The organism is Anaerostipes rhamnosivorans (assembly GCF_005280655.1).
Lineage (GTDB): Bacteria > Bacillota > Clostridia > Lachnospirales > Lachnospiraceae > Anaerostipes > Anaerostipes rhamnosivorans.
Genome location: NZ_CP040058.1, coordinates 2,029,658 through 2,055,801, shown reverse-complemented (window position 1 = coordinate 2,055,801; position 26,144 = coordinate 2,029,658). Strand labels below are relative to the sequence as shown.

The 26,144-nt window shown below is 46.5% G+C and carries 28 protein-coding genes; 20 read left to right on the top strand and 8 right to left on the bottom strand.

All coding sequences use genetic code 11. From position 1 onward, the window contains the following. Positions 1–31: 31 nt before the first annotated feature. Both AR1Y2_RS10205 and AR1Y2_RS10200 read left to right on the top strand, forming a co-directional pair. A complete protein-coding gene (locus tag AR1Y2_RS10205; protein ID WP_002584961.1) occupies positions 32–3,379 on the top strand; it encodes a YodL domain-containing protein in 3,348 nt (1,115 codons plus the stop codon). Positions 3,380–3,383: 4 nt separating this feature from the next. Beyond that, on the top strand, positions 3,384–3,593 hold the full coding sequence (locus AR1Y2_RS10200; RefSeq protein WP_002584960.1) for a transposon-transfer assisting family protein: 210 nt from the start codon (positions 3,384–3,386) through the stop codon (positions 3,591–3,593). 201 nt (positions 3,594–3,794) lie between these two features. Here the strand turns inward: AR1Y2_RS10200 and AR1Y2_RS10195 are convergent, their stop codons facing one another. The 3 genes from AR1Y2_RS10195 to AR1Y2_RS10185 all read right to left on the bottom strand — a co-directional run bounded on the left by AR1Y2_RS10195 (position 3,795) and on the right by AR1Y2_RS10185 (position 5,977). Then, complete coding sequence (locus AR1Y2_RS10195; RefSeq protein WP_002584959.1) at positions 3,795–5,129, bottom strand: relaxase/mobilization nuclease domain-containing protein; 1,335 nt, start codon at positions 5,127–5,129, stop codon at positions 3,795–3,797. After that, positions 5,090–5,419 (bottom strand): plasmid mobilization protein, encoded by a 330-nt coding sequence (locus AR1Y2_RS10190; protein ID WP_002584958.1) that lies wholly within the window; start codon positions 5,417–5,419, stop codon positions 5,090–5,092. The genes AR1Y2_RS10195 and AR1Y2_RS10190 overlap by 40 nt, the downstream gene beginning before the upstream one ends. A 201-nt stretch (positions 5,420–5,620) precedes the next feature. Continuing rightward, complete coding sequence (locus AR1Y2_RS10185) at positions 5,621–5,977, bottom strand: helix-turn-helix transcriptional regulator (RefSeq protein WP_002584957.1); 357 nt, start codon at positions 5,975–5,977, stop codon at positions 5,621–5,623. Between the two features lie 398 nt (positions 5,978–6,375). On the opposite strand from AR1Y2_RS10185, the gene AR1Y2_RS10180 reads away from it, so the two are divergent. The 6 genes from AR1Y2_RS10180 (at position 6,376) to AR1Y2_RS10150 (ending at position 11,081) form a co-directional block, all read left to right on the top strand. After that, positions 6,376–6,561: a cysteine-rich KTR domain-containing protein gene (locus tag AR1Y2_RS10180; protein WP_003431289.1), complete on the top strand. Its 186-nt coding sequence runs from the start codon at positions 6,376–6,378 to the stop codon at positions 6,559–6,561. Positions 6,562–6,577: 16 nt separating this feature from the next. After that, positions 6,578–7,561, top strand: coding sequence for a 23S rRNA (adenine(2503)-C(2))-methyltransferase RlmN (gene rlmN, locus AR1Y2_RS10175; RefSeq protein WP_002584956.1), 984 nt, complete (start codon positions 6,578–6,580; stop codon positions 7,559–7,561). 473 nt (positions 7,562–8,034) lie between these two features. Continuing rightward, positions 8,035–8,472 (top strand): sigma-70 family RNA polymerase sigma factor, encoded by a 438-nt coding sequence (locus AR1Y2_RS10170; protein ID WP_002604474.1) that lies wholly within the window; start codon positions 8,035–8,037, stop codon positions 8,470–8,472. Next, the gene (locus tag AR1Y2_RS10165; protein ID WP_002604473.1) at positions 8,456–8,698 is read left to right on the top strand and encodes a helix-turn-helix domain-containing protein; all 243 of its coding nucleotides are present in this window, start codon (positions 8,456–8,458) and stop codon (positions 8,696–8,698) included. The genes AR1Y2_RS10170 and AR1Y2_RS10165 overlap by 17 nt, the downstream gene beginning before the upstream one ends. A gap of 458 nt (positions 8,699–9,156) precedes the next feature. Beyond that, a complete protein-coding gene (locus AR1Y2_RS10155; protein WP_002604472.1) occupies positions 9,157–9,330 on the top strand; it encodes a transposon-encoded TnpW family protein in 174 nt (57 codons plus the stop codon). A gap of 77 nt (positions 9,331–9,407) precedes the next feature. Further along, positions 9,408–11,081: a recombinase family protein gene (locus AR1Y2_RS10150; protein WP_002604471.1), complete on the top strand. Its 1,674-nt coding sequence runs from the start codon at positions 9,408–9,410 to the stop codon at positions 11,079–11,081. A 25-nt stretch (positions 11,082–11,106) separates the two neighbouring features. Here the strand turns inward: AR1Y2_RS10150 and AR1Y2_RS10145 are convergent, their stop codons facing one another. The 5 genes from AR1Y2_RS10145 to AR1Y2_RS10125 form a co-directional block, all read right to left on the bottom strand. Next, a complete protein-coding gene (locus AR1Y2_RS10145; protein ID WP_137328862.1) occupies positions 11,107–11,850 on the bottom strand; it encodes an ABC transporter permease in 744 nt (247 codons plus the stop codon). After that, positions 11,837–12,571 carry an ABC transporter ATP-binding protein gene (locus tag AR1Y2_RS10140; RefSeq protein ID WP_137328861.1) on the bottom strand — a complete coding sequence of 245 codons (735 nt, stop codon included), beginning with the start codon at positions 12,569–12,571 and terminating at the stop codon, positions 11,837–11,839. Before AR1Y2_RS10140 ends, AR1Y2_RS10145 begins: the two co-directional genes overlap by 14 nt. Before the next feature lie 72 nt (positions 12,572–12,643). Continuing rightward, positions 12,644–13,387, bottom strand: a complete 744-nt coding sequence (locus tag AR1Y2_RS10135) for a MerR family transcriptional regulator (protein ID WP_137328860.1) — start codon at positions 13,385–13,387, stop codon at positions 12,644–12,646. A gap of 134 nt (positions 13,388–13,521) precedes the next feature. Next, entirely contained in the window at positions 13,522–14,538 is a 1,017-nt protein-coding gene (locus tag AR1Y2_RS10130; protein WP_137328859.1) for a glycosyltransferase family 2 protein, read from the bottom strand. A 245-nt stretch (positions 14,539–14,783) separates the two neighbouring features. Further along, positions 14,784–16,694 (bottom strand): ABC-F family ATP-binding cassette domain-containing protein, encoded by a 1,911-nt coding sequence (locus AR1Y2_RS10125; RefSeq protein WP_137328858.1) that lies wholly within the window; start codon positions 16,692–16,694, stop codon positions 14,784–14,786. A 151-nt stretch (positions 16,695–16,845) separates the two neighbouring features. Between AR1Y2_RS10125 and AR1Y2_RS10120 the strand changes: the two genes are divergently transcribed. The 12 genes from AR1Y2_RS10120 (at position 16,846) to AR1Y2_RS10065 (ending at position 26,093) form a co-directional block, all read left to right on the top strand. Continuing rightward, positions 16,846–17,508: a redox-sensing transcriptional repressor Rex gene (locus tag AR1Y2_RS10120; RefSeq protein WP_137328857.1), complete on the top strand. Its 663-nt coding sequence runs from the start codon at positions 16,846–16,848 to the stop codon at positions 17,506–17,508. Between the two features lie 14 nt (positions 17,509–17,522). Beyond that, positions 17,523–17,885 (top strand): holo-ACP synthase, encoded by a 363-nt coding sequence (acpS, locus tag AR1Y2_RS10115; protein ID WP_137328856.1) that lies wholly within the window; start codon positions 17,523–17,525, stop codon positions 17,883–17,885. Beyond that, positions 17,882–19,363: an NAD(P)H-hydrate dehydratase gene (locus AR1Y2_RS10110; protein ID WP_137328855.1), complete on the top strand. Its 1,482-nt coding sequence runs from the start codon at positions 17,882–17,884 to the stop codon at positions 19,361–19,363. Before acpS ends, AR1Y2_RS10110 begins: the two co-directional genes overlap by 4 nt. Beyond that, positions 19,347–20,513, top strand: coding sequence for an alanine racemase (gene alr / locus AR1Y2_RS10105; protein WP_137330246.1), 1,167 nt, complete (start codon positions 19,347–19,349; stop codon positions 20,511–20,513). Before AR1Y2_RS10110 ends, alr begins: the two co-directional genes overlap by 17 nt. 126 nt (positions 20,514–20,639) lie before the next feature. Beyond that, the gene (locus AR1Y2_RS10100; RefSeq protein WP_137328854.1) at positions 20,640–20,987 is read left to right on the top strand and encodes a type II toxin-antitoxin system PemK/MazF family toxin; all 348 of its coding nucleotides are present in this window, start codon (positions 20,640–20,642) and stop codon (positions 20,985–20,987) included. A 69-nt stretch (positions 20,988–21,056) separates the two neighbouring features. Continuing rightward, a complete protein-coding gene (locus AR1Y2_RS10095; protein ID WP_137328853.1) occupies positions 21,057–22,007 on the top strand; it encodes a hemolysin family protein in 951 nt (316 codons plus the stop codon). 8 nt (positions 22,008–22,015) lie between these two features. After that, the gene (locus tag AR1Y2_RS10090; protein WP_137328852.1) at positions 22,016–22,744 is read left to right on the top strand and encodes a YebC/PmpR family DNA-binding transcriptional regulator; all 729 of its coding nucleotides are present in this window, start codon (positions 22,016–22,018) and stop codon (positions 22,742–22,744) included. Between the two features lie 264 nt (positions 22,745–23,008). Further along, on the top strand, positions 23,009–23,392 hold the full coding sequence (locus AR1Y2_RS10085) for a fibronectin type III domain-containing protein (RefSeq protein WP_137328851.1): 384 nt from the start codon (positions 23,009–23,011) through the stop codon (positions 23,390–23,392). Positions 23,393–23,599: 207 nt separating this feature from the next. After that, positions 23,600–24,304, top strand: coding sequence for a zinc metallopeptidase (locus AR1Y2_RS10080; protein ID WP_137328850.1), 705 nt, complete (start codon positions 23,600–23,602; stop codon positions 24,302–24,304). Between the two features lie 165 nt (positions 24,305–24,469). Then, positions 24,470–24,952: a YbaK/EbsC family protein gene (locus AR1Y2_RS10075; protein ID WP_137328849.1), complete on the top strand. Its 483-nt coding sequence runs from the start codon at positions 24,470–24,472 to the stop codon at positions 24,950–24,952. Further along, the gene (gene rlmH / locus AR1Y2_RS10070; protein ID WP_137328848.1) at positions 24,949–25,413 is read left to right on the top strand and encodes a 23S rRNA (pseudouridine(1915)-N(3))-methyltransferase RlmH; all 465 of its coding nucleotides are present in this window, start codon (positions 24,949–24,951) and stop codon (positions 25,411–25,413) included. Before AR1Y2_RS10075 ends, rlmH begins: the two co-directional genes overlap by 4 nt. Continuing rightward, the gene (locus AR1Y2_RS10065; RefSeq protein ID WP_330554798.1) at positions 25,410–26,093 is read left to right on the top strand and encodes a response regulator transcription factor; all 684 of its coding nucleotides are present in this window, start codon (positions 25,410–25,412) and stop codon (positions 26,091–26,093) included. The genes rlmH and AR1Y2_RS10065 overlap by 4 nt, the downstream gene beginning before the upstream one ends. The last annotated feature ends 51 nt before the right edge of the window (positions 26,094–26,144 follow it).

Genomic DNA, 26,144 nt, shown 5'->3' with positions numbered 1-26,144 from the left:
ATATGACCGAGAAAGGACGTGATGAAAGAATATGCCGTATTCCTCATACGACCATGACAAATTAGAAGCCGCCGAAACCATGCGGATAGAACGCCGGATATATTTTGAAGCAAAGGACAGGGAGATTGCCCCTTATGCTTCCTTGCCGATTGCGCAGCTACTTTCCATGCGCAGCGAAAGCGCGGCGGCAGAACAGGCGATTTTTGACGACCTTAAAGAACGCGCCGCCGCATGGGAAGAACAGGCGGGAAGAACGCTTTTGCTGGATAAAACACTTGAATATGTGAGAACGCCGCACGTCCAGCACACCGCTAACGAGTGGCAGACCACCGAGCATAACCGCCATATTCGCAGCAACCGGGTATATCAGATGAATTACTACATTTACGAGAATACCCGCTACGACAAAGAAGCGCAGAAATCTATCCCGTATTCATGGACGCTTACATGGAGCGTGCGCACCAACAGCCCAAGCAGAACCCAAGCGAAGATTGCCGGACAAGATAGAAAGGTTTTCACCGACAAGGCAGCTATGGAAAAGTATCTGAATGGGCGTATCAAAGCGTATGACCGCTTGTTTACGGAAATCTCCCCGCCTATCCCGCAGGAGTACGCCGACTATTTCAAAGTAAACGGTATGCTCATGCCGGACTACACCATAGAGGGCGAAGAACCCCCGCAGCAGCAACAGGCGGCAGCTATCCCCGAAAATACCGGGCAGGAAAAGGAGCGTGAACACATGAGCGAACAGTTTTCTATTATGATAGGCAACCGCAGCCGCTTTGACGCGGGCGACCCCGGCGGCTATTGGTTGGATATGCCCGCCACAAAGGAGCAGTTGCACGAAGCTATGCGGAACGTCGGCATTACCGCCGACAACCCGCAGGATTTTTCCATTCGCGGCTATTCCGACGACCCGGAGAAACATATTGCCTTGCCTTATGAAATGGTATGCGCCGCCGACGTGGACGAACTCAATTTTCTTGCGGCGCGGCTCGAACAGCTTGACCCCGCCGAGGTTGGCAAGCTGAACGCAGCTTTGCAGCAGAAAAACGGGCTTGCAAATATTGGACAGGTAATTGACTTCACCTACAACGTGGATTTTTACGTCCATATCCCCGAAGTACATAACTACCACGATTTGGGCGACTATTACTTAAATCAATCCGGCATGGTACAAATGCCCGAAGAATGGAAAGGCGGCATTGACCTTTCTACTTTTGGCAGGAACGCTGCCGCGCAGGAAAAAGGCGCGTTTACCGAGTACGGCTATATCGTGGAAAGCGGCGACGAGTGGGAACGGCAGTTTGAGGGGCGCGAAGTGCCGGAAGAATACCGCATTATGAGTTACCCGCAGCCGGAGCGCGGCGAACAGGACAAAGCCTATATGGACGCAGCCGAAACGCAGCAAGCAGACGCACAGGCCGCAGAGCCGCAGCAGCCCCGCCCCGTCGTCCCCATTATCCTTACTTCCGAAAAGCCCGCCGAAAAGGTAAAGGAGATCACCGCGCGTTTGGAACAGGGCGTACAGGCGATTTTTGACAGCGACCGCTACAAAGAGTTTCTAACCGCTATGTCAAAGTTCCATGATTATAGTTTGAATAACACTATCCTAATTGCTATGCAGGGCGGCAATTTGGTAATGGGCTTCCGTCAATGGGAAAAGGAGTTTGACCGCCATGTAAAGAAAGGCGAGAAAGGCATTAAAATCTTTGCCCCCGCGCCCTACAAGGTGAAAAAGCTGGTTGATAAAATCGACCCCGAAACGAGAAAGCCCATGCTTGACCGCGAGGGAAAAGTGGTAAAGGAAGAAAAGGAAATCACCGTCCCCGCCTTTAAGGTTATAACCGTCTTTGATATTTCGCAGACCGAGGGCAAGGAGTTTCCCGACCTTTCCGTTAAACCGCTGCTTGCCGATGTGGAGCAGTACGAGGATTTTTTCGCCGCCCTTGAAAAAGCGTCCCCCGTCCCGATTGCATTTGAGCAGATCACAAACGGCGCAAATGGGTATTTCAGTTTGACCGACAAGCGTATTGCAATCAAAGAGGGCGTGAGTGAATTACAGGCGGTAAAGACCGCCATTCACGAAATCGCCCATGCGAAGCTGCACGACGTAGACTTAAACGCCCCGCCGGAGCAGCAAAACCGCGTTGACCGCCATACCTGCGAGGTAGAAGCGGAAAGCGTCGCTTATACGGTTTGCCAGCATTTCGGCCTTGATACTTCCGATTACTCTTTCGGCTATGTGGCTGGTTGGAGCAGCGGCAAGGAAATGACCGAGTTAAAAGCGTCCCTTGAAACAATACAGACCACCGCAAAGGAACTCATTACCGAGATTGAGGGGCATTTTACCGAGTTGCAGCAGCAGCGGCAAGCCGAGCAGGAGCAGGGCGATACCTTTTCCATTTATCAGTTAAAGCGCGGGGACGAAACAAGGGACTTGCGCTTTGAGCCTTATGACCGTCTGCAAGCGGCTGGACTTACCATTGACCGGGTAAATTATGAACTCGTCTATACTGCACCGCTTACAAAGGATATGACGCTGGGCGACATTTGGGAAAGGTTTAATATCGACCACCCCGCCGACTTTAAGGGGCATAGCCTTTCCGTTTCCGACATTGTTGTGCTTCATCAGAACGACGAGGACACCGCCCACTATGTAGACAGTATCGGTTTTCAGCAAGTGCCGGAGTTTTTGCAGGAGCAGCAGACCCCCGTATTTGACAAGCTGCCGCCCGAACAGCAGCAAGCCTTGTCCGACACCGTACAAGACACTTTGCAAATGCTGGTTGACGCAGACAAGCGGATTTATGGCGACGTTACGGGCAAGACCCTTGAAGCAATCGCGGCGCAAGGATATTCCTACAAGGACGGGCAGCTTGAAAAGCAGCAGCCGGAAGCGACCCCCGACAGCCTTTTGACGGGTGAAACCGTTAGAACGCCGAGGGGCAATTTTCATATTACCGATATGAGCCGTGAACAGATCGAAGCGGCGGGATTTGGTTTTCACCATGCGTCGGAGGACGGGAAGTATCTCATTATGGGGAATGGCACACAGGCTTATGCCATAGCCGCCGAGCAGCCGCAGCGGGATAATCCCTTAAAGCACGTCGAGGACACCATAGAGCAGAACGACAACAATTTTGACGGGCTTATCAACAATACGCCGCAAACGCCCACCGTTGCAGATTTTGAGCAGCGGGCAAAGGCGGGGGAAGCGATTTCCGTTACCGACCTTGCAAAAGCGGTAAAAGCCGAGAAACGGGAACAGCCGCAGAAAAAACCGTCCATTTTGAAGAAGCTGGACGAATACAAGAAACAGGCGGCGCAGCAGCCGAAAGATAAACAGAAAGAGCATAAAAAGGATTTGGAGGTTTGATAGCATGAATACCCGCTTTACCATTGAGGAAGAAAACATTGTTGCGATCTACGCCGAGGACAGCCGGGAAACAACGCTTGAAAATATCCTTGCCGCCATGCCCTACATGGACGAGGATATGCGCCAGCTTGCCGCCGCAGCGGTGAACAAGCTGCAAGCCATGACGGACAGCGAGTTTTCCGAAAGGGAGTTTATCTTGACCGACGAGGAATAGCCCATAGAGAACAGGGGCGCGGTTGCCGATTTCCGGCACCGCGCCCCTGTTCTTTTTTTGTCCTTGCGTGGACAATTAGAAAGCCGTTTTTGCGGGTTTGAATATACTTTATCGTCTATGTCGTTTTCATGCGCTGGAAGCCGCAGAAACACAGGCGTTTTCAGCCCTTAACATTCCACTTGCCACCCCATGTTTTGCGCCTTATCGCTCCTGCTCCCGCGCCCTGCTTTGGGACGGGTAAAGAATACTATCGACGTTCTTTTTGACAACGCCGTATTCCTGCATTTGCTTCTTGGCTTGCCGATAATCTTCATACAATTTGGTTTTCCTGTCGTTTAAGCTTCTATACTCCTTGCGCAGCGCGGCGAGATCGGGCAGCTTCTTTATCTGCATTTCCTTTAATGCCCTTGCCGCAGCTTCAAACAGGATAATTTCGCTTTCATGCCCCCGCAGATACTTTTCCTTGTCCGGCGATTTTCGGTATTCATCGTAAATCGGTTTTAACTGTCGGTATGTGGTGGTGTGCTTGATAAGCAGCGACAAATCAGACATACGCTGTTCCACTTCCTTAACCGCCTTTGCCGCCGCGTCATGAGCGGTCATAATATCGGCTATCTTGCTTTCAAGTTCGCTATAATACTCAATCTTGTTTTCGGTTAGGAAGTTCATGCTTTTAGCAGCCTGTTTCAGATTATGGATTTTTGCCCACCGTTCATAGCCCGCCGACTGTTGGGCTTTGATACTGTTTTCAAGATCGACGACAAGCCGGATTTTCTTATCTTCCCGCAGCGTTTTTGTTTTGGCAACATACACGCCCTTGATACGCTCCTTTATCGCTTCTTCCGTATAGGCCGCGCCGAGCGTCTTTGTGCGGGTAAACCGTTCCTGTCCGGCAGCGCGAAAGGAAATGTATTTGCCCTGTTTGATTTCATACCCCATTTCCTGCAAGCGGCGCAGCAGTTCGTCAAAATCTTTCACTTGGGGAATGAGAGTATCTATCGCCGTTTTCAGCTTTGCTTTGTAGCTTGTCCCTTGCTTTTCGGCGGTGTATTCTGCATAGCTTTTTCCCTTGTCCTGTCCCGGTACGACGACGGATAGCCCATGCTCTTTACATATCCTGTCGCTGGTGCGCCGGATAAAGTGATAGCTTTGCTTGTTGGAATGGTACTTTTTGTAGTCAACGAAGCTAACCGCGTTGAAAATCAAGTGATTATGCAGATGGTCTTTATCGACGTGAGTTGTCAAAACAAACTCATACTTGCCGCCTAATACCGCCCCGGCAAGTTCCATGCCGATTTTGTGCGCTTCTTCCGGTGTGGTTTCTCCCACCGCAAAGGATTGTATCAAGTGCCGCCCTAAATGTGTGCCGCGATCTCCGGCAGCTTCCCGCGTCCATGCAAACTCAATATCGGCGGTTTCCAGCCCGCAGCCGAAAGAGGACGCAAGCAGCTTCCCGTCTGTCTTTTCGGGATTTAAGATATAGTCTATCGCAGCCTTTAAGGTTGATTTAATAGGGTGCGTCTTTGTAACCGCCATATCTCGTCCACCGCCTTTTTAATGTCCTCTATATCCTGCCTGTAAACCGTCCCCGTCGCATTGGCGCGTTTTGCAATTTGGTTGATGTTCCGGCTCACCGCTTGCAGTTCCCGGATATATGCTTTTGTGTCGCTTCGGTCAACGACAAGAATATACCCGTCTATCGCCATTTTACGGAAGTATGCCCCATACTGCTTTATGGGAAGCTGCTTCATCTTCTCGTCGATCAGCCGCTTTTCTTCTTCCGTAACGTAAAACTTCATCTGTATATTTCTCTTTCGGTTTTCCATTTCCGCACCGCCTTTCGGTATAAGGGTTTGGGATTATCCCAACAAGCATTTTCCGCAAACGGGTACTCGTTTGCTGTGCTTGCTATCTACTCCATACCCCCACCGAAAGGCGGTATTTGTTGCGCGTTCCTTTGATTTTGGACGCAAAAAAAGATTGCAGCCGCCATGCGCTGCAATCTCCCGATTTCTCATATTGTGAGGTTAATCCTCTGCTTTTTCGACTTCCGTTATCTCCCTTGCTGTTGCGGTTACAATCCGTATGCCTTTATCGCTCATACCGTCCAGCAGCGCGTCAAGCTGCCGCCGCCCGGTGGATTTCTCCGCATTGCTGTTCGGGAAGAAAAATTGATCTACCGAAATATGATACCGGGTTACAAGGTCATAGAATACCTGTAAACTCGGCTGTTGTCCCTTGTTCTCGATATTCGCAAGGTAGCGCGGGGAAATATATAACTCGTCGCTTACCTTTTTGCGGCTCTCGCCGTATTCATTTCTCGCGGCTTTTATAGCTGCCCCGAAAGCCTTAAAGTCGTACAATGGTACGGGTCTTTTTGCCATTTTCATTCACCCTGTTACATTTTACAGTTCACCTTTCTTTTTGGATATGTCCACACAATTCATATCATTAGGTTAAATACTTCCTGTTGTGTATTGACAGTAGACTGATTTTCTGATAAAATAAAATTTATGTAAAAGGAGGCGGCGTTTATGTTGCATAGCATGCGTATTAGATAAGCATTGAAAAAAAGGATTTTCCCATTTTCAACATGGGCTTTTTTGTCATGCTTATTTTGCGGATGCTATACAAAAAACTAACGACGTATAGATATAGTATAGACATAGTGCAAGCTATGCCTTAGTTTTGTTGTACTGCTCTGTGCATTATAAATGCAGGTCAATGCTCATGTTGAGGATTGACCTGCATTTTTTTGTGTAAAAAGGACGAGTGAAATATAATGCTTAAAAAATATTGGATAAAATGTCCGATTTGTAACGGAAAGACGAGAGTTCAAGTATTTCATAATACTGTATTAAAAGATTTTCCTCTTTTCTGCCCTAAATGCAAATTGACGCATATCATTGATGTAGAAAAATTAGAGATTGTAATCAAAAATACAGAAAAACAAACTTTTATTATTTAGAAGAAAGGATATAAAAATGAAACGTTTACCTAAATATACGCCTGCGGAAGTACGGAATGATCCATACGGATTTACTTACAAAGAAATGTCGGAAGTTATTGGCGAGAATGAAGCAAAAGCCTTATATGAAGAATTATATAAGCAATTACCACGCAAAAAAAATCTATCAATGTTGGTAAAAAATATTTGCAAAAGCAGTGATACTGAAAAGTATGTTTACGAACTGAAAGACAACAAATACATTGAAACGGTTTTTATCAAGCGGCGAGATGGTGGAACTGTTTGCGTGAGCACACAAGTCGGTTGTCCTGTTGGTTGTATTTTTTGTGAGTCCGGGCGAAATGGCTTTGTTCGTAATCTAACATCGTCAGAAATCGTACAACAGATTATATTGTTGCGTCGAAAAGTAAACCGTATCGTTTTTATGGGTATGGGAGAGCCTTTATTCAATTATGACAACTTGATAAAAGCAATCCATATTCTCCGAGATAGATATGGGCTCAACTTTCCAACCGACGGCATTACCATATCAACAGTTGGTCCGGTCGATCAATTAAAAAAATTGCGCGAGGAACATCTTAAAATTCAGTTGACAATATCTTTACACGCAGCAACACAATCTGCAAGAAATCGTATTATTCCTCACATGCGCATATATGCTATTGAAGATGTTGTTAAGCAAGCCTTATCCTATTCTGAAAGGCATAATCGCAAAATTGTCTTTGCGTATTTGCTTTTACCGGGTATAAATGACCGGCCCTCAGATGTAAGACAACTTGCAAAATGGTTTCGGGGCAAAAAAGTTATGATTAACGTGTTACAATACAACCCAACAAGCAATTCAAGAATTAAAGCACCACAGAAACGGGAAATAGTTGCATTCAAACATCAATTAGAGCAAGCAGGACTTGAAGTTACTATGAGAGTTTCTCATGGCAGAGAGATTAACGCGGCTTGTGGACAGTTAGCTAACACATATAATAAATTCAAAAAAAAATGATTAAAAGTGCCAGACGCATAGACGCAGAGCCGATAACGCATTAGGTCAAAAAACCTATGTGTTATCGGCTTTTTTATTTAATATTGCGCAAAAGCCGCTGTTCCCTATTATAGAATGGATTGCGGGTAGTGTATTAAAGTCGCCCTTTTTTAAGGATACGGCGGTATCGGGGAGGTATCGCCGTGTCCATTTTTATTTACTGTAACCCGCCTAATGCTTTGCGGTCAAAAAAAGCTATGCTCCGCAAGCGGGATATTCCGGCTATGAATGTGAACTGTCAATACATTTAGCTACTGCTTACATTTCCTTTGCGCCCGTCCGCGTCTTGCGGACGGGCGCATTTTGCTTTTTTCAACTTTTTTCTGAAAAGCGCACTCAAGAGCCATCTCCCGAACGGGTACGGAGCGAAAGGGGCAGAGAGGACAAGCCCTTAACTCCCGTCCTCTACTCCACGCGGGAAGGAGGTGAACTCTATGGAGCTATCTTCTTCCGACAAGGAAAGAATACAACATCAGTACGACGCATTAGCAAAGAAAACTTTGGTCGGCGAAGCGAAAAGCCACCGCCGCACTCTTGCGAAACGCGCAGCACGCGAAGTTACTTTTTCGGATTTGAGCGAAAGCGAACTCGCGCAGCTTTTCACAACGGACGAATACGAAAGCGATTATTTCCGTTTTCAAGTGTCCGGCTTTGATGTACTCGTCAAAAATGAACTGCTTGCCGAAGCCCTTAACGCTTTGCCCGAAAGGAAACGCGACATTATCCTTTTGTCCTACTTCTTGGATATGAGCGACGCGGAAATTGGCGAACTGCTGAATGTTGTACGCACGACGGTTTTCCGGCACAGGAAATCCGCGCTTGCGAAAATCAAACAGTATTTGGAGGGAAAAGCAGATGATGAATACCGTTAGGAAGTCTGAAAATCTGTTGCCGTTCCCTGTCATTTCCGCAGCGGCAAACGGCGACACAACCGCCATGTGCGCGATCTTGAAGCACTACGAGGGTTACATAGCGAAACTTTGTACCCGCACGCTGAAAGACGACGCGGGCAATACCTATTCCTATGTGGACGAGGAAATGCGTAACAGGCTGCAAGTGCGCCTTATTACCCGCACCCTTGCTTTTCATGTAGGATAATCTTTTAGCCCATGCGGGGAGCGTGTCCCCTTTCCACGCTTCCCGTTATGGGCTATTTGTCGTTCCGCAAAAGCATATCCGCTGTTGATGTGCTTTTGCAGGCCGACAAAGCCTATTGTTCTTTGACAAAGAAAGCGGCCTTTGGTGCGCAGCATAACAGGCAAACGGGTACATTCCGTCTGTACCGAGCCAGTCGGCGGGTACGCCATGACAGCTTTTCCCCATAGGGGAAAAGCCGAGCGAGAACTACCGCGCCGTAAAACAGGTTTAGCAGCTTGTGGGCGACGACATACAAGGCGGCACAATGATACTCCCGCGTTGAACACCCTCAAAGTATTGCGCGGCGCACCCATAAGCATGGGCCGGGGTGAAACTCCCGTGAGGTTGCAGCTAACAACCGCCCGTTTTTGCCTTTTGACGAATATAGTTTATCCATACAGGAAAAGGAGGTTTTTCTAATGGATAAAAAACAGACAATTACAACCGAACGCAAAATAGGGAAAATCACCTATCTTGTTCAAGCGTTGCCGAGTGAAAAGGCAACCGATACAATCCATAAAAAGATTGAGAAACTCATTGTAAAGGATTTGCAGAAAAAGCCCGGAAATCCGGGATTTTTAGCGTCCGAGTAGTGCATTAGGCGGCGGGATATGGTATAATGATAGCAACACATTATACCTGTTTATTCGGCTGTCGGAAAGGAGGACTAATGTTACAGTCGAATAAAATCACCGCCCTTTACTGCCGTTTAAGTCAAGAGGATATGCAAGCCGGAGAAAGCGGAAGCATACAGCACCAAAAAATGATACTTCAACGCTATGCGGACGAACACCATTTTTTGAACACAAAGTTTTTTGTGGACGACGGATTTTCCGGCGTGAGTTTTGAGCGCGAGGGGCTGCAAGCGATGTTGCAGGAAGTGGAAGCCGGACGAGTGGCGACGGTCATTACCAAAGACCTTTCCCGTCTTGGCAGAAACTATCTGAAAACGGGCGAACTCATAGAGATTGTATTTCCCGAAAACGGAGTACGCTATATCGCGATCAACGACGGAGTTGACACAGCGCGGGAGGATAACGAGTTTACCCCCTTGCGGAACTGGTTTAACGAGTTTTACGCCCGCGACACAAGCAAGAAAATCCGCGCAGTTAAACAGGCACAGGCGCAAAAAGGCGAGCGCGTCAACGGGGAATATCCATACGGCTATATCCCAGACCCGAACAACCGCCACCACCTTATACCCGACCCGGAAACCGCGCCGATTGTCAAACAGGTTTTCGCTATGTTTGTTAGCGGCGTGCGTATGTGCGAAATCCAAAAATGGCTTGCGGAAAACAAAGTCTTGACGATTGGAGCGTTGCGCTATCAGCGTACAGGACAGGCGCGGTATCAGCGGGCAATGATCGCCCCCTATACTTGGCCGGACAAAACGCTCTATGACATATTAGCAAGGCAGGAATATTTAGGGCATACCATAACCGCGAAAACTCACAAGGTATCCTACAAGTCGAAAAAGACCCGGAAGAACGAAGAAGAACAACGCTATTTCTTCCCAAACACCCATGAGCCGCTTGTTGACGAGGAAACCTTTGAACTTGCGCAAAAGCGGATTGCTACCCGCCACCGCCCGACAAAAGCAGCGGAGATTGATATTTTTTCCGGCTTGCTGTTTTGCGCTGGTTGCAGACATAAGATGTATTACCAACAGGGCGTAAATATCGAGCCGCGCAAGTTTTCCTATTCTTGCGGCGCATGGCGCAACAGGGCAAGGACAGGCAGCGAGTGTACCTCTCATTATATCCGCAAAAACGTACTTCTTGATTTAGTGCTGGAAGATATGCGGCGGGTTTTGCGGTATGTTAAGGAACACGAACAGGACTTTATCTGTAAAGCTACCGAGTACGGCGACATGGAAGCGAGAAAGGCATTAGCGCAGCAGCAAAAGGAACTTTTCAAAGCACAGGCGCGTATGACCGAACTTGACACGCTTTTCCGCAAGCTGTATGAGGACAACGCATTAGGCAGACTGACAGATGAACGGTTTGTGTTTCTAACTTCCGGCTATGAGGACGAAAAGAAATCCCTTGCCGCAAGGATAGACGAGTTACAACAGCAGATCGCAACCGTTACCGAGCGAAAAAGGGATATATCAAGGTTTATTCAGATTGTCGGGAAATACAGCGACATACAGGAATTGACCTATGAAAACGTCCATGAGTTTATCGACCGTATTTTGATACATGAATTAGACCGGGAAACCAACACCCGGAAAATCGAAATCCATTATAGCTTTGTCGGACAGGTTGATACCGAGCAGGAGCCGACGCAAGTTGTCAACCATGACCGCCGCAACATGGTAGATGTAAAAAGTATCGCTATCTAACCCCAGCAAATAACCGGCCGCTTTTTTATTCCCACTTAAAAAATCTAAGAGCGATAAGACTACAGACTACGGCTACACAAATAGTTGAAATAACCGGAACTGCAGTGCTGCCCAAGAATTCTCCCAAGGAAGCGGCTTTCAGCAGCTTGATTCCCTGAGTCAGCGGCAATAGATTGGCTGCCTTTTGCAGTGCTCCCGGCATAACTTCATACGGCAGTGTTGCACCGGAAAAGATCAGCATAGGGAAGTAGAGCAGACTGGCGATCACACTTGCTATTTTGGCGTTGGGGGCGATTCCGCCGACCATCATGCCGATGCTGAACGTAGAGACGATGACCAAGAGATAGCAGCCCAGAAAACTGATGATATTTCCACGGAATTGATATCCAAAAAACAGGACTGCCTCAGCATATAAGAGCAAAAGAGAGGTTATGGCATATAAGGTATAGACTGTCACCTGTACCAGCAGGATCATGGAAGGGTGTACCGGCGTGACTTTATAGCGTTTTAATATTCCTTTGTTTCTGTAGTCCGACACTACCAGCGGAAGCCCCATGACTCCTCCCGCGCAGATTGATATTGTGGCAGCAGCCCCGAAGGACTGTTCCAGAAAAGTAAATTCCGCACCTGAAAAAGCAGGTTTATTTCCGTAAAGGATTCCGATGAGAGCCAGGGCCACAACTGGGACGCAGATCGCAAAGATGACCATATCCATACCTCTCAGGGATATTTTTAACTCATTTTTCAGCATTGTCTTATAAGTTTTCATATGTCAGTTCCTCCTCGTCAGTATACCAAAGATAAGCGTCCTCAAATCGACTGTGGGGACTTGAGTCGATTGCTTCGGACACGGTGCCGTAAAATATGATTTTTCCTTTCTTCAAAATGCAGATGCAGTCACATAGCTTTTCGATCTCGTCCATGAAATGGGATGTGAGAAAAATTGTCAGTCCGCTTTCTTTGAGCAGGGAAAGAATGTTCCAAACTTCCCGACGGGCTCTGGCGTCAAGCCCTGTTGTCAATTCATCCAAAAAAACCACTTCAGGTTTTGGGATGAGTGCAAGGATAATGAAAAGACGCTGTCTTTGACCGCCGGATAAATCCTTTACTTGGGTTTTCAGTTTATCCGCGATTCCAAACCTGGAAAGAAGCTCCAGGGGATCCTCAGCTTCATGGTAAAGAGAAGCAGTGACCTGACAGAGCTCCTGTACGGTAATACTGTCCTGATAATTTGTTTCCTGAAATTGAACTCCCACTTTCTCAAAGAGTTTTTTTCTTTCTTTAAGCGGATTCATTCCAAGAATGGAGATTTTGCCGCTGTCAGCTTTTTTCGTGCCTAACATACACTCGATCACAGTACTCTTTCCGGCACCGTTGGCGCCGATCAGACCGAATACGGTTCCTCGGTTTACCGACAGACTGATCTGATCTGCCGCAGGAGTCCCGGAGTATGTTTTTGTCAGTTGACTGACTTTGATGATTTCTTGCATTGATTGATACCTCCTTGTTTTTTGTAACAAAAGAATACCACCAACAGAAACGCTGGTGGTAAAGTGGAGGGTTTAGGAAAAAAATTTTTTCATTTCTTTTAGCATGCGGATCATGTCTATGGCGTTTTCTTCCGCATCTGCCAGAGAAGAGATCAGGTTATCGCACACAGCGATGATATCGTCATCGGATTTCGGCGTGTCCAATATCGATTTGATATCTGCCCTTGGATTTTTAGAAAGGTGGGAGAGCATTCTTAGGATCGCTTCTAAAGAATAATTTGCGCAGCGCAGGGAACGGATGATCTTAAGCCGTCTGATATCCTCTCCAGTATACACCCGGTATCCGTTTTGTCTCCGTTTGACTGTAAGCAAGCCGTTCATCTCCCAATTTCTTAAGGCATCCATCGTGATGTTTAGCTGTTCGGATACTTCCTTCCTTTTAAGGGAAAGAGTGTTTTCTGAACTCTCGCCGGATATGATCTGATTTACGATCTCTATGGCCTCTTCCGCGTTAAAGCGTTCCTTACGGATCTGGTCCAGATATTCGTTGGTCAGAAGAAGTGCCGTGTCATAATCCCCCAAGGCAGATACCTTTACCATCTGTACGATTTTTTTCCGAAGGCCGTTCTGCAGTACCTCGATTTGGAAAGCCAGACGGGCCAGCCGAAGCTGGGCAATATGTAGATCGGTAAAGATACGGTATCCGTTGGCCTGACGCTCCGGTTTTGGTATCAGCCCAGATTCTTCATACAGCCTTACGGTGTTTGGGTGTATTCCGATCATGGACGCGATTTCAGATGTTTTATAAGTGTTCATAATGATTCCACCTCCGTTTCTATCTTCATGGTAGCACAAACAAAAAGCCTGGTGTTATAGTGGAGGGAAGAACAGAGCAGATAATAGAAAATGACATTGAAACCGATAAGGATCCAATGTCATCTTTATAATTCTTAGTTAAAGCCGATAAATTTCCGGGCTGCTTTGTAGGCTGCGATAACGACTTTCCGCCCTCCATATCCCGGAAGGTTTACGGCATTTCCTACCAGAGATCCGCGGATCTGACGGTAAAGTTTTTTGTTTTTGGTTTTTAGGTATCTCCACAGCTCTTTTTTCTTCTGAATGTGCTCCGGGGTGCCGGATTTGATGGCGATCACAGAAGAGACAGTCATGATGATACTCAGGTAATGTTTCATATAGCGGTATAATGGTTTGTTCACAAGCTCAAAGCTGCTCATGTAGTCGATCATTGCCTGTGTGACAAAGAACTGCTGATCAATTCTTTTGATCATATTGTTCTCGTTGACAGACTGATCGTCCCTGCCGATAAAATATCGGTAGAAATTCACGTCCAGGTAATAGATCGTCTTCACATAAGGAAGCGGTTTAAACACATATAGATTGTCTACATAAAATGTATGCTCCGGCAGACATAAGCGGCACTCATGGAGCAGAGAAGTCCTGTAGATGACGGAGTGCATTAAAATGTACTGGCTCAGTGGGAAACGCTTCACATCATCCCATGTAAACAGCTCCTCAATAGGGATGGAATGGCGGTAGTGAATGACCGTCTTTTTCTTCACGCCCTGTTTTTCATAGACATAGTTGGACATAAACATATCAACAATCGTTCCCTGACGGTAAAATGTCTCCAATTTCTTCATGATCTCTTCATAAGCGTGCTCGTTTACCCAGTCATCGCTGTCCACGACCTTAAAGTAGATTCCTTTGGCATGGGCAATACCGGTATTCACGGCACCTCCATGCCCTTTGTTCTTCTGATGGATTGCACGGCAGATGCCAGGGTATTTGTTTTCATATTCATCGGCGATCATGCCGGTATTGTCTGTAGAACCATCGTCAATGATCAGGATCTCGACTTTGTCACCACCGATCAGTAAAGTATCGATGCAGTGTCTCATATATTCCTGAGAGTTATAACACGGTACGGCGAATGATAATAATTTCATTTTGTAACCTCCTAAAAATGGTACTCTGTCTATTATAAACAAACAAACGAAAAAATGCTATAAGTTTTTCTCCATTGTTCTCAGTCGGCTCTGGAAAGGCCTCCTTCCAACAGCGGAGAAAAACTAGCGTAGATTGGCGCCTTTCGTGAGATATTACACTATTTTTAACGAGCTGCCAGTGCGGAGCACGCTCACCCGAAGGGTATGAAATGCGCGTTGGCAGCAGTGCTAAACAACGTTATCTGCTACTCTGTTTCTTCAGAGAGGGTTTCCCACTCTTCATAAAATGTTTCAAGCTGTTGGTCATTCTGGGCTTTGGCTGTGGAGAGTTCCAGCAGCTTTTGTGTGTTTACAGCGTTTTCCGGGAGACACATTTCTTCTTCCAGTTTTGTGTTTTCCTCTTCCAGCCGTTCAATCTCCGACTCCACCCTTTTCAGCCGGTTTTTAGTTTTGCGGCGCCTTGCCTCTTCCTCTTTTTGCTTCTGCCAGTTAAGCTTGGTGTCTGAGACGTTTTCACCTTCGGCTGTCTGTAGTTCCTCTGTTCCTTCCTTTTCCTTTTCAAAAAGATAATGCTGGTAATCCCCGGAATAGGAGTGAAGCCCTTTGGAAGGAGAAAGCTCCAGGATTCTTGTGGCGGTCTTGTTAATGAAATAACGGTCATGAGAGACATACAAAACAGTTCCTGTGTATTGGGATAAGGCGGATTCCAGAATTTCTTTGGAATGGATGTCCAGATGGTTGGTCGGTTCATCCAGAATCAGGAAATTAGCACGGGAGAGCATAAGCTTTGCAAGTGATACCCGTCCCTTTTCCCCGCCGCTTAAGGAGGAGATCAGTTTGAAGACATCCTCTCCTTTAAAAAGAAAAGCAGCCAGGGTATTGCGGATCTTTGTATTGGTCAGTTCTGGGAAGGAATCTGATATTTCGTCAAAGATGGTCTTTTCCGGGTGCAGGTTGTCCTGGGCCTGGTCATAGTATCCGATGGACACCTGGGAGCCCAGTTTGATCTGTCCTTTGTTTTTTGCCATCTGCTTGCAAATGATCTTTAACATGGTGGTTTTTCCAGTACCGTTGGCGCCGATCAGCGCCACACGTTCTCCCCGGAAGATTTCAAAATCGATATCGGAAAACAACGTATGTGACCCAAAGCTTTTTTCCAGATGTTCCACAGTGAGGACATCATTCCCGCTGACAATGGACGGTTCGATGGAAAAGCGCATTTTCCCGTCAATCTCCATTGGCTTCTCGATCACGTCGATCTTATCGAGCATTTTTTCACGGCTCTCAGCACGGCGGATCGATTTTTCCCGGTTAAACTGTTTGAGTTTTTCGATGACCGCTTTCTGATGTTTGATCTCCTGCTGCTGGTTTTCGTATTCCTTTAACCGAATGGCTTTTACCTGGTCTCTTTTCTGGATAAATGCAGAATAGTTTCCATCAAAGAGCATGGCATGTCCAGCCTCGATCTCCATGACCTTGTTGACGATCTTGTCCAGGAAATACCGGTCATGGGAGACTAAGATCACAGCTCCTTCATAGTGGCTTAGGTAAGTTTCCAGCCACTGAATAGATTCCACGTCCAGGTGGTTGGTGGGCTCATCCAGAAGAAGGATCTCAGGCTTCATGAGCAGAAGCTTTCCCAGGGCAACCCGTGTCTTCTGACCACCGGAGAGAGTTGCGATCTGCTTCTGGAAGTCTTCCTCTTTAAAACCAAGGCCTTTTAAGATACCAGTGATTTCACTTTCATAGGCAAACCCGTTTTTCTGTTCAAATAAATGGGTGGCTCTGGTGTATTCCTCCATCTTATCCTCAAGCTCTTTGCCGCTTAAATGCTTCATCATCTGTTCCAGGGACCGAAGCTTTTTATCCAGTTCGATCACATCTTGCTTGATGGTCAAAAGCTCTTCGTAAATGGTGAGGGAGGAAGTATGGTCCTGGTGCTGTGCGAGATAACCAATCTCGGCATCCTTTTTCTTGTGGATCTCTCCCTCGTCGGGGGTCATCTGATCCATGATGATCTTTAAAAGGGTGGATTTCCCAGCCCCATTTAATCCGATCACGGCAAGACGGTCTTTTTCATTAATATGAAAGGATATTCCTTTCAGGACTTCCTGGTCAACGAAAGTTTTATGTATATTCTGACAAGATAAAACCATAGTGTACTCCTTCAAAACTTCTTAGCAATAAAAATTCTTTATTAGCATAACATAATTTCTGAAAAAACGCACTAAAAGTTTGACAGATATTAGACAATCTTATATAATTTATTTAATTTAGGAAGTTGATAAAATAAGTGGGAGGGTAATAATGTCATCAATGGATAAGAATATATCACCGGCAGTTATAAAGAGATTACCTAGATATTACCGTTATTTGGGAGCCTTGAAAGCAAAGAACATTACAAGGATTTCCTCCAAAGAACTGAGTGAGCGGATGAAGGTGACTGCATCCCAGATCCGCCAGGATCTCAATAATTTTGGAGGTTTCGGGCAGCAGGGATACGGATATAACGTGGAAAATCTTTATGTGGAGATCGGTAAGATCCTGGGGCTTGATAAGAGTAACCAGATGATCATCGTGGGCGCGGGTAATCTCGGCCAGGCACTGGCCAACTATCAGGATTTCAACAACAACAGCATCGGATTCCAGGTGATCGCGCTTTTTGACGTGAATCCGAAACTGATCGGCATCACTGTGCACGGCGTGGAAGTTCACGATATCGATGATATGGAAGAATTTATTAAAAATCATGAGATCAAGATCGCTGCTCTGACACTTCCGCAGGACCAGGCGCCCAAGATCGCCAAAGAGCTGGCATCCTGGGGCATCAAAGGCTTTTGGAATTTTGCGCCGGTGGATCTTACACTGCCGGACAGCGTTACCGTAGAAAACGTGCATCTGGCAGAATCTCTCATGACACTGACTTACAATATCCACAGCCGGGAAGACAACGAAGACACCGGGGAGTAGACGGGAGGAGCGTCATGATCGTGGGAATTGGGACTGATCTTGTTGAGATTGGGCGGATTCAGAAGATGACTGAGAGGAAAAAAGGCCTCAGCCGGATATTTTCAGAATCAGAACTGGCGTACGCGGGCTCAGACAGTACGACTCTTGCTGGGAATTTTGCAGTTAAAGAAGCCGTTTCCAAGGTATTTGGAACCGGCTTCTTCGGATTGGAGCCTTATGAGATCGAAGTGTTACGGAATGAAAAAGGAGCGCCTTATTTAAAACTTTCAGGGAGAGCCAAACAGATGGCTTCGGCTCAAAAGATCACAAAGTTTCATGTGTCAATCACTAATACAGGAGAACTGGCACAGGCTTTTGTCATAGGAGAATGTCTATGAAATATGTATTAAAAAACCAGGAAATGCAGAACGTGGATAAAGAAACAATAGAAGACATCGGAGTGCCGGGCCTTGTACTGATGGAGCGGGCCAGCGAAAAGATTGCTGGCAGGATTAAGGCTTCTGTCCAAAAACAGGACAGGATTCTGTCCGTGGCAGGATGCGGAAACAACGGAGGGGATGCGCTGGCGGCGGCCAGGATTCTTTTGGAGGAAGGCTACTCAGTAGATTTCGCGGTGGTAGGAAATCTTGAAAAGGCATCCAAAGACTTAAAGACCCAGCTGGGCATCTTAAACCGACTGGGTTATGAGGCGGAAACCAGTGTCAACTATAATGATTATGACTGGATCCTGGAGGGGCTGTTCGGTGTGGGGCTTTCCAGAAAGATCTCTGGTTCGTACCGTACTGCCATAGAGGCAATCAATGCAAGCAAAGCCAAGGTAATGTCCGTGGATATTCCCTCAGGCATCAGCGGGGATACGGGAAAGGTCCTTGGGTGTGCTGTCAAAGCGGATGCCACAGTGACGTTTGGAGGCCCAAAAGCGGGGCATCTTCTCTATCCGGGCAAGGATCATACAGGCCGGCTTTTTGTGGAGAGGATTGGTTTCTTTGACCAGACTTTAAAAAAATATGCCCGGGGATTTACTTATGACAGAAAAGATCTTAAAAGACTGCCCAAAAGGACCGCAGATTCCCACAAAGGAACCTATGGGAAGGTCCTGATCGTTGCAGGCAATGAATCCATGTCAGGAGCGGCCTATTTCGCGGCAAAAAGTGCCCTGCGCATGGGCAGCGGGCTGGTAAAGGTGATTTCCCACGCCTCCAACCGCCCGATCCTTCTGTCCATGCTTCCGGAAGTGCTGTTCGGGGCAGAGGAAGATCTAAAAGCTTCTCTTAGATGGTGTGATTGTATTTTATTCGGTCCTGGAATGGGCGTATCTGAGCGGACAAAAAGGCTTTTAGAAACCGTACTGTCCGACGGAACAAAACCACTTGTTCTGGACGCAGACGGTTTAAATACGGTCAGCCATTACAAGCTGCGGATCGATTATCCGGCCGGGTGCATTTTGACACCGCATCTTAAGGAGGCAGCAAGACTGCTGGAGACATCAGCAGAAGAGGTGAAAGAAAACCTGCCTGAAACAGCACATCGTGCAGCGGACCTGTTTCAAAGTGTGGTGGTGCTCAAAGATGCCACAACACTGGTAGTGTCAGCAGATGAGCCTGTTTACTACAACTGCAGCGGAAATCACGGAATGGCCACGGGAGGAAGCGGCGATGTGCTGGGCGGCATCATCACAAGCCTTTTAGGACGGGCCATGGAACCGTTGGAAGCTGCGGCTCTGGGTGTGTACGTCCACGGCCTTGCGGGAGACGAGGCCGCAAAGAGACTTGGATATGACAGTATGCTGGCTTCCGACATCATAGAAGCTCTCAGCAGTATTTTAGGAGGAATCAATGATGAATCAATACTATAGAGTGTATGCAGCCATAGACTTGGATGCGATCTGCCACAATATCAGTGAGATAAAGAACATTGTTGGAACGGACACGAAGATTATGCCGGTGATCAAGGCGGACGGATACGGCCACGGGGCAGTTCCGGTGGCAAAGGCATTAAACAAGATCGGCGTTGACGGGTTTGCAGTGGCGATCATAGAGGAAGGGATCGCCCTGAGGAAACAGGGAATAACAAAGCCCATACTGATCCTGGGTTATACTTCAGAATACCAGTATGCCTCTTTGATTCAGCATGAGATAGAGCAGACGGTGTTTTCCTATGATATGGCGGAGGCAATCTCCAAGTTTGCGGTGACGATGAAAAAAGATGCAAACATACATATCAAGGTGGACACTGGAATGAACCGGATTGGATTTAAACCGACGGAGGAATCCGTTTCGCAGGTGGAGCGGATACAAAAGCTTCCGAATATAAAGATTCAGGGCATCTTCACCCACTTTGCATGCGCGGATGAGGAAGATAAGACATCGGCCAGACATCAGAAGGAGCTATTTGATCAATTTGTGCGGAGTCTTGAGGACAAAGGAATCGAGATCCCGGTCAAGCATGTTTCCAACAGTGCCGCTATCATGGATCTTTGCGACTGCCGTATGGATATGGTGCGTTCCGGGATCATTACCTACGGACTGTATCCCTCCGAAGAGGTAGACAAGTCGGCCATTGATTTGAGGCCGGCCCTTTCCCTGATCAGCCACGTGATCCATGTAAAGGAAGTGGAGCCGGGGGAAGGGGTCAGCTACGGATCGACCTTTGTCACAGAAAGAAAGACTAAGATCGCAACGATCCCGGTAGGCTATGCGGATGGTTATCCCAGGGCACTATCTTCCAAAGGGAGAGTGATCATCCGAGGACAGTATGCACCGATCATCGGGAGAATCTGTATGGACCAGTTTATGGTGGATGTAACGGATATCGAAGGTGTTTGTGTCATGGATCAGGTCACCTTGGTAGGTACCGACGGAGACAAGAACATATCAGTAGAAGAGGCAGCCAATCTGGCGGGATCCTTTAATTATGAATTCGTGTGTGGGATCGGGAAGCGGGTCCCACGGGTGTATTTTCAGGACGGCAAAGCAAAAGAAGCAGTTGACTATCTGGAAGATTAGAAATCCATGTCCTTTACACAGCAAGCCGGAAAACAGGTGAAAATGGAATATATATTGAATAGAACTGAAAGAAATGTTAATACTCTTCATAAACTATTATGAAAGAGATGGAGAGTGATTAGGCTTATGGTAATTAAGCGAGGAGATATTTTTTATGCGGATTTGAGGCCTGTGGTTGGCTCAGAGCAGGGAGGCGTCCGTCCGGTCATTATTTTACAGAACGATGCCGGCAACCGCTACAGTCCGACGGTGATCTGCGCAGCGATCACCAGCAAGATGAACAAGGCAAAGCTTCCGACCCATGTGCCGGTGGACTGCCGGAAATGCCAGCTGGAAAAAGATTCCGTCATACTGTTAGAACAGATTAGGACGATTGATAAAAGCCGGCTCAGAGAAAAGGTCTGTCATCTGAACAGTTCTATATTAGAGAAAGTTGACAAGGCATTAAGGATCAGTTTAAGTCTTGATACATAGATGGACAGATTGACCTTTTCTTCGTAAAATGGTATATTTTATTACGACTGATGAATAAAGGAGATGTATATGGAAGATTTAAGTGCCATGATGATTCTGATACCGTTGCTGACGCTGGTGTTAGGTGCCGTCATCGGCTACATAATTGGAACAAAACGCAAAAATAAGCCCAAGGGGAAGCTGAACGAACAGACAGAACGAGAAGCGGATGACGACGGTGACAATGAGTATGAAGAAGAGATCATGAACATCGTCAATGAAGGGCATGAGCAGGGAGCAATCTTGGAAGATGAAGCCAAGATGATCACCAATATTTTTGAGTTCGGGGACAAAGATGTTACCGATGTCATGACTTCCAGAAAGAAGATCGCAGGGATTGGATGTACCATGTCTCTGGAGGAAGTACTGCATTTTATGCTGGATGAACCGTATTCCAGATTTCCGCTGTACGAGGAAGATATCGACCACATCATCGGGGTTTTGTATTTAAAGGACGTGATCGATGCCTATATAAACCATAAGGATCTGGAACTTTATGAGATTGCCAGAGAGCCTTTTTATGTGCATCAAACCATGAATCTGTCGGCATTGTTCCAGGAAATGCAGACAAAGAAAATCCATATGGCGATCGTCGTGGACGAATACAGCCAGACCGAAGGCATAGTATCCATGGAAGATATGCTGGAAGTGATCGTGGGAAATATTTTGGATGAGTATGATGTGGAAGACCGGGAGATCACCAAGCTTGGATGGGCTGATATTTTTCTGATGAGGGGAAGCACCAGGCTGGAAAAGATCGAGGAGGTTCTCGGGATTGAGTTTGACACAGAAGAAGTGGAAACACTGAGCGGATTTTTAGTTGACCAGCTGGGCCATCTTCCGGACCAGGGAGAAGAGGTGGAGATCATCTATCAGGGATGGTCTTTTAAGTCCGTCGATATCCACGACAATGTGATCAAACAGGTGAAAGTGGAGAAGAAGCGCACCAAAAAAGAAGAAAATGAAAAAGATAAGGAGTAATTACAGTTATGTCAGGACATAGTAAGTTTGCGAATATCAAACACAAAAAAGAAAAGAACGATGCAAAAAAGGGAAAGATCTTTACAAAGCTTGGCAGAGAGATCGCAGTGGCAGTTAAGGAAGGCGGAGCGGATCCGGAAAACAACAGCCGGCTCCGTGACATTGTGGCTAAGGCAAAGGCCAATAATATGCCCAATGACACCATTGACCGAAGCATCAAAAAGGCGGCGGGGGACGCAAACGCTGTCAACTATGAATCAATTACATATGAAGGATACGGCCCAAGCGGAGTTGCCATCATCGTGGAAGCTCTGACAGACAACAAAAACAGGACGGCTTCCAATGTAAGGAGCGCCTTTACAAAGGGGAGCGGCAGCATCGGAACACCGGGATGCGTTTCCTATATGTTTGAAAAGAAAGGCCAGATCCTGATCGCAAAAGAAGACTGTGAGATGGATGAGGACGATCTGATGATGACCGCATTGGACGCAGGGGCAGAAGATTTTGCTGCGGAGGAAGACAGCTATGAGATCGTTACAGATCCGGATGATTTTTCTAAAGTCAGGGAAGCACTGGAGGCAGAGTCCATTGAGATGGCCAGCGCGGAAGTGACCATGATCCCGAATACCATGGTAGATCTCACCTCGGAAGACGATATCAAGAATCTTCAGAAGACATTAGATTTACTGGAAGAAGACGATGATGTTCAGGATGTCTGGCACAATTGGGACGAATAATTCTGATAAACCAGAAGACCTTTCATTGAGGAACAACACCTCAATGAAAGGTCTTTTTATGTTATAATAGTGATATGGAGCGGTATTTGATAAAAAGCAATATATAAGCAAAGCTCTATCCCGCGTAAAATTACAGGGATAGTTTCCTACAAAAAAGTATACGGCTCCAAATCATTTAAGTTAAATGCCAAGACGCCAGGGTCTGGAGTACTTGCTTATAAATCAAGTAATGGTAAAGTGGCTTCTGTAAACAGCAGAGGTTATGTGACGGTTAGAGGGACAGGAAAAGCTGTGGTGAAAGCGTCTGTTCCAAAGTCAGGGATTTATGGAAGTGCCTCAAAAAACATTACGGTTACAATAACACCGAAGCGTCCGGCAGTGCAAGCTAAAAATATCAAGAAAAAGAAACTGCAGATAAGCTGGAAGAGAAACAAAAGGGCAAGCGGGTATGTGATCTATGTGGCATCCAACTCAAAATTTAAAAAGCTGAAAAAGTATACGGTAAAGAGAACCTTATCTAAGAAAATCGTATCTAAACTCAAGAAGGGGAATAAGTATTGGATCCGTATGAGAGCATATAAAACGGCAGACGGTAAAAAGATATATAGCAGTTACAGCAAAACAAAAGCGGTAAAAATTAGAAGATAACGGGAGTACAGCAATTCCTGCATGAAATTTTACCTGGAAGGATAGAATGTTAGTATAAAAAATCTTAAATTACTATAAATTCTATTGATTTTAATTCCTTAGACAGATATAATGCATCTTACAACAGACCGGGTTTTATCCGGTGAAGAAGACAGATAACTAAGAAGGCCGGAGTACACAGGCCTATGGAGAAGGAAGGTATTAATTATGTTTCCTATGTATGGAGTTTTTTGGGACCCAACGTATATATTGATCATTATCGGCATCATTATCACATTGATTGCATCCGGTAAGATGAACTCAACATTCAGCCGGTATTCCAAGGTACACAGCCACACCGGGCTGACTGGAGCGCAGGCGGCTACAAAGATTTTAAATCAGGCAGGAATCTTTGATGTAGTGGTGGAGCGTGTGTCCGGCAATCTGACTGACCATTATGATCCAAGGAGTAAGGTTTTGAGGCTTTCCGACGCAACCTACAACGCCACATCCGTTGCGGCGATCGGAGTCGCGGCACATGAGTGTGGTCATGCGATGCAGGATAAAGAATCCTATGCCCCTTTAAAGATCCGTGGAAGCCTGGTACCGGCAGCAAGTATTGGTTCCAACCTCTCATGGGTATTTATTATTCTTGGTATTGTGTTAGGAGCTAACCAGACATTGCTGAACATAGGGATTCTGCTGTTTTCTCTGGCTGTACTTTTTCAGCTGGTGACGCTGCCAGTAGAGTTTAATGCGTCAAGTCGTGCGCTGAAGGCTTTGCGGGGTTCTGCTATGATGTACGAGGATGAACTGGAGGATACAAGAAAGGTGTTGTCAGCGGCAGCTTTGACCTATGTGGCGTCTGCGGCGGCAGCTGTTTTAAGTCTTCTCCGTCTGGTGCTTTTATTCGGAGGCAGCAGGGACGATTAAGCTTATTGATTCCATTTGCCCGGAGTCTGAAACATTTCGTGTTTCAGGCTCCGGGTTTTTCTTTGTTCGATAGGAAAGTTGGGGAGATGAAGTGGCTTGTCATTTGGTCATAGAAAGCTTAAAATAATCAAAAGAAAACGAAAAGGACAGAAAGGATGATAGGACATGTCAGTAACAGCAGTCAGGAATTATTTAAAATTATATGGTATGGACGAGAGGGCTAAAGAGTTTGAGGTTTCCAGCGCTACAGTAGAGCTTGCGTCAAAAGCCCTGGGAGTTGCGGAGGCCAGGATCGCCAAGACCTTGTCGTTTTATGGGCAGGAGGAAGGATGCATTCTCATCGTGACGGCCGGAGACGTTAAAATTGATAATAAAAAGTTTAAATCTTTCTTCGGAATGAAGGCAAAGATGCTCAGGGGAGAAGATGTAGAAGCACTGACGGGCCATGAAAGAGGCGGTGTCTGCCCGTTTGCGAATCCGGAGGGGGCAAAAGTTTATCTGGATCGGTCCTTACAGCGGTTTCAGACTGTTTTTCCGGCCTGCGGGAGCGCAAGTTCAGCTATTGAACTCACGAAAGAAGAATTGTTTACCTGTTCACAGGCAAGGGAGTGGATTGATGTGACAAAACCAGCGAGGGAGAAGTCATGAAGGTCAGGCTCATCTGTGTGGGGAAGATCAAGGAACCATACCTCAGAAAGCTCATTGAACGCTGTGAAACAACTTTAAACAGCCGGTGTCGGCTGGAAATCATTGAACTGAAGGATGAAAAAACACCGGATGGGGCAAGCCAAAAAGAGGAGGAGCGCATTCGTCAAATTGAGGGAGAGCGGATTCTTAGCAGGATTCCGGAGGGAAGCTTCGTGGTGCCTTTATGCATCGATGGAAAACAGATGGGAACAGAGGAACTAAGGCGTAGATGGGAGAATTGGAACCGGGAAAAGGATGCGGAAGTTGTTTTTATCATCGGAGGATCCCTGGGCCTTAGCAGGGCTGTCCAGAAAAGAGGAAACATGAAGCTGAGCTTCAGCCGTATGACCTTTCCCCATCAGCTGATGCGCCTGATTCTTTTGGAACAGCTTGTAACGGTATCAGGAACAAAGGAGAAATGATGGAGACAATCTTGATCATAGAAGACCATAAGGATGTGAGCGCTATGCTGCTTGAATGTCTTGTAGAGGCAGGTTATAGGGCTGAAATATCAGCAACCGGCACAGACGGGATCAAAAAGCTCAGGGAACACAGTTTTGATCTGGTGTTGTTAGATCTGATGCTTCCTTACAAAAGCGGTGACCAGGTGTTAAGAGAGCTGCGGACATTTTCTGATATCCCGGTGATCGTCATCTCTGCAAAGGATATGGTTGGCACAAAGATCGACCTGTTAAAACTAGGGGCAGATGATTACATAACGAAGCCATTTGACTTGGGCGAAGTGGAAGCCAGAGTCCTGTCGAATCTCAGAAGGCGGAGTTCTCTGAGGAAGAAGGAGCAGACTCTCAGATATAAAGACCTGATGCTCTCAAAGGATGCAAAAAGTGTTTTCCTGGGAGAAAGGGATCTGGAATTTACAGCCAAGGAGTATGCCATTCTGGAGCTTTTGATGGAACATCCCAATAAGGTCTATACGAAAGCAAATCTGTACGAGACGGTCTGGGAAGATGATTATTTGGGGGATGACAACGCGGTAAAGACTCACATGAGCAACTTAAGAAGCAAGTTAAAGAGGGCAAATCCTGAGGGACAATACATAGAGACAGTATGGGGCATCGGTTACCGGCTGTTCAAGGTTTAAATTGACCAATTCTTTACCAGAGGACGGGAAAGCTTAACCTTTTCTTGACGA

What these genes read in the sequence shown, in the direction of transcription:
- AR1Y2_RS10205 (WP_002584961.1), top strand. Translation starts at nt 32, where the DNA reads ATGCCGTATTCCTCATACGACCATGACAAATTAGAAGCCGCCGAAACC.
- AR1Y2_RS10200 (WP_002584960.1), top strand. Translation starts at nt 3,384, where the DNA reads ATGAATACCCGCTTTACCATTGAGGAAGAAAACATTGTTGCGATCTAC.
- AR1Y2_RS10195 (WP_002584959.1), bottom strand. Translation starts at nt 5,129, where the DNA reads ATGGCGGTTACAAAGACGCACCCTATTAAATCAACCTTAAAGGCTGCG.
- AR1Y2_RS10190 (WP_002584958.1), bottom strand. Translation starts at nt 5,419, where the DNA reads ATGGAAAACCGAAAGAGAAATATACAGATGAAGTTTTACGTTACGGAA.
- AR1Y2_RS10185 (WP_002584957.1), bottom strand. Translation starts at nt 5,977, where the DNA reads ATGGCAAAAAGACCCGTACCATTGTACGACTTTAAGGCTTTCGGGGCA.
- AR1Y2_RS10180 (WP_003431289.1), top strand. Translation starts at nt 6,376, where the DNA reads ATGCTTAAAAAATATTGGATAAAATGTCCGATTTGTAACGGAAAGACG.
- rlmN (WP_002584956.1), top strand. Translation starts at nt 6,578, where the DNA reads ATGAAACGTTTACCTAAATATACGCCTGCGGAAGTACGGAATGATCCA.
- AR1Y2_RS10170 (WP_002604474.1), top strand. Translation starts at nt 8,035, where the DNA reads ATGGAGCTATCTTCTTCCGACAAGGAAAGAATACAACATCAGTACGAC.
- AR1Y2_RS10165 (WP_002604473.1), top strand. Translation starts at nt 8,456, where the DNA reads ATGATGAATACCGTTAGGAAGTCTGAAAATCTGTTGCCGTTCCCTGTC.
- AR1Y2_RS10155 (WP_002604472.1), top strand. Translation starts at nt 9,157, where the DNA reads ATGGATAAAAAACAGACAATTACAACCGAACGCAAAATAGGGAAAATC.
- AR1Y2_RS10150 (WP_002604471.1), top strand. Translation starts at nt 9,408, where the DNA reads ATGTTACAGTCGAATAAAATCACCGCCCTTTACTGCCGTTTAAGTCAA.
- AR1Y2_RS10145 (WP_137328862.1), bottom strand. Translation starts at nt 11,850, where the DNA reads ATGAAAACTTATAAGACAATGCTGAAAAATGAGTTAAAAATATCCCTG.
- AR1Y2_RS10140 (WP_137328861.1), bottom strand. Translation starts at nt 12,571, where the DNA reads ATGCAAGAAATCATCAAAGTCAGTCAACTGACAAAAACATACTCCGGG.
- AR1Y2_RS10135 (WP_137328860.1), bottom strand. Translation starts at nt 13,387, where the DNA reads ATGAACACTTATAAAACATCTGAAATCGCGTCCATGATCGGAATACAC.
- AR1Y2_RS10130 (WP_137328859.1), bottom strand. Translation starts at nt 14,538, where the DNA reads ATGAAATTATTATCATTCGCCGTACCGTGTTATAACTCTCAGGAATAT.
- AR1Y2_RS10125 (WP_137328858.1), bottom strand. Translation starts at nt 16,694, where the DNA reads ATGGTTTTATCTTGTCAGAATATACATAAAACTTTCGTTGACCAGGAA.
- AR1Y2_RS10120 (WP_137328857.1), top strand. Translation starts at nt 16,846, where the DNA reads ATGTCATCAATGGATAAGAATATATCACCGGCAGTTATAAAGAGATTA.
- acpS (WP_137328856.1), top strand. Translation starts at nt 17,523, where the DNA reads ATGATCGTGGGAATTGGGACTGATCTTGTTGAGATTGGGCGGATTCAG.
- AR1Y2_RS10110 (WP_137328855.1), top strand. Translation starts at nt 17,882, where the DNA reads ATGAAATATGTATTAAAAAACCAGGAAATGCAGAACGTGGATAAAGAA.
- alr (WP_137330246.1), top strand. Translation starts at nt 19,347, where the DNA reads ATGAATCAATACTATAGAGTGTATGCAGCCATAGACTTGGATGCGATC.
- AR1Y2_RS10100 (WP_137328854.1), top strand. Translation starts at nt 20,640, where the DNA reads ATGGTAATTAAGCGAGGAGATATTTTTTATGCGGATTTGAGGCCTGTG.
- AR1Y2_RS10095 (WP_137328853.1), top strand. Translation starts at nt 21,057, where the DNA reads ATGGAAGATTTAAGTGCCATGATGATTCTGATACCGTTGCTGACGCTG.
- AR1Y2_RS10090 (WP_137328852.1), top strand. Translation starts at nt 22,016, where the DNA reads ATGTCAGGACATAGTAAGTTTGCGAATATCAAACACAAAAAAGAAAAG.
- AR1Y2_RS10080 (WP_137328850.1), top strand. Translation starts at nt 23,600, where the DNA reads ATGTTTCCTATGTATGGAGTTTTTTGGGACCCAACGTATATATTGATC.
- AR1Y2_RS10075 (WP_137328849.1), top strand. Translation starts at nt 24,470, where the DNA reads ATGTCAGTAACAGCAGTCAGGAATTATTTAAAATTATATGGTATGGAC.
- rlmH (WP_137328848.1), top strand. Translation starts at nt 24,949, where the DNA reads ATGAAGGTCAGGCTCATCTGTGTGGGGAAGATCAAGGAACCATACCTC.
- AR1Y2_RS10065 (WP_330554798.1), top strand. Translation starts at nt 25,410, where the DNA reads ATGATGGAGACAATCTTGATCATAGAAGACCATAAGGATGTGAGCGCT.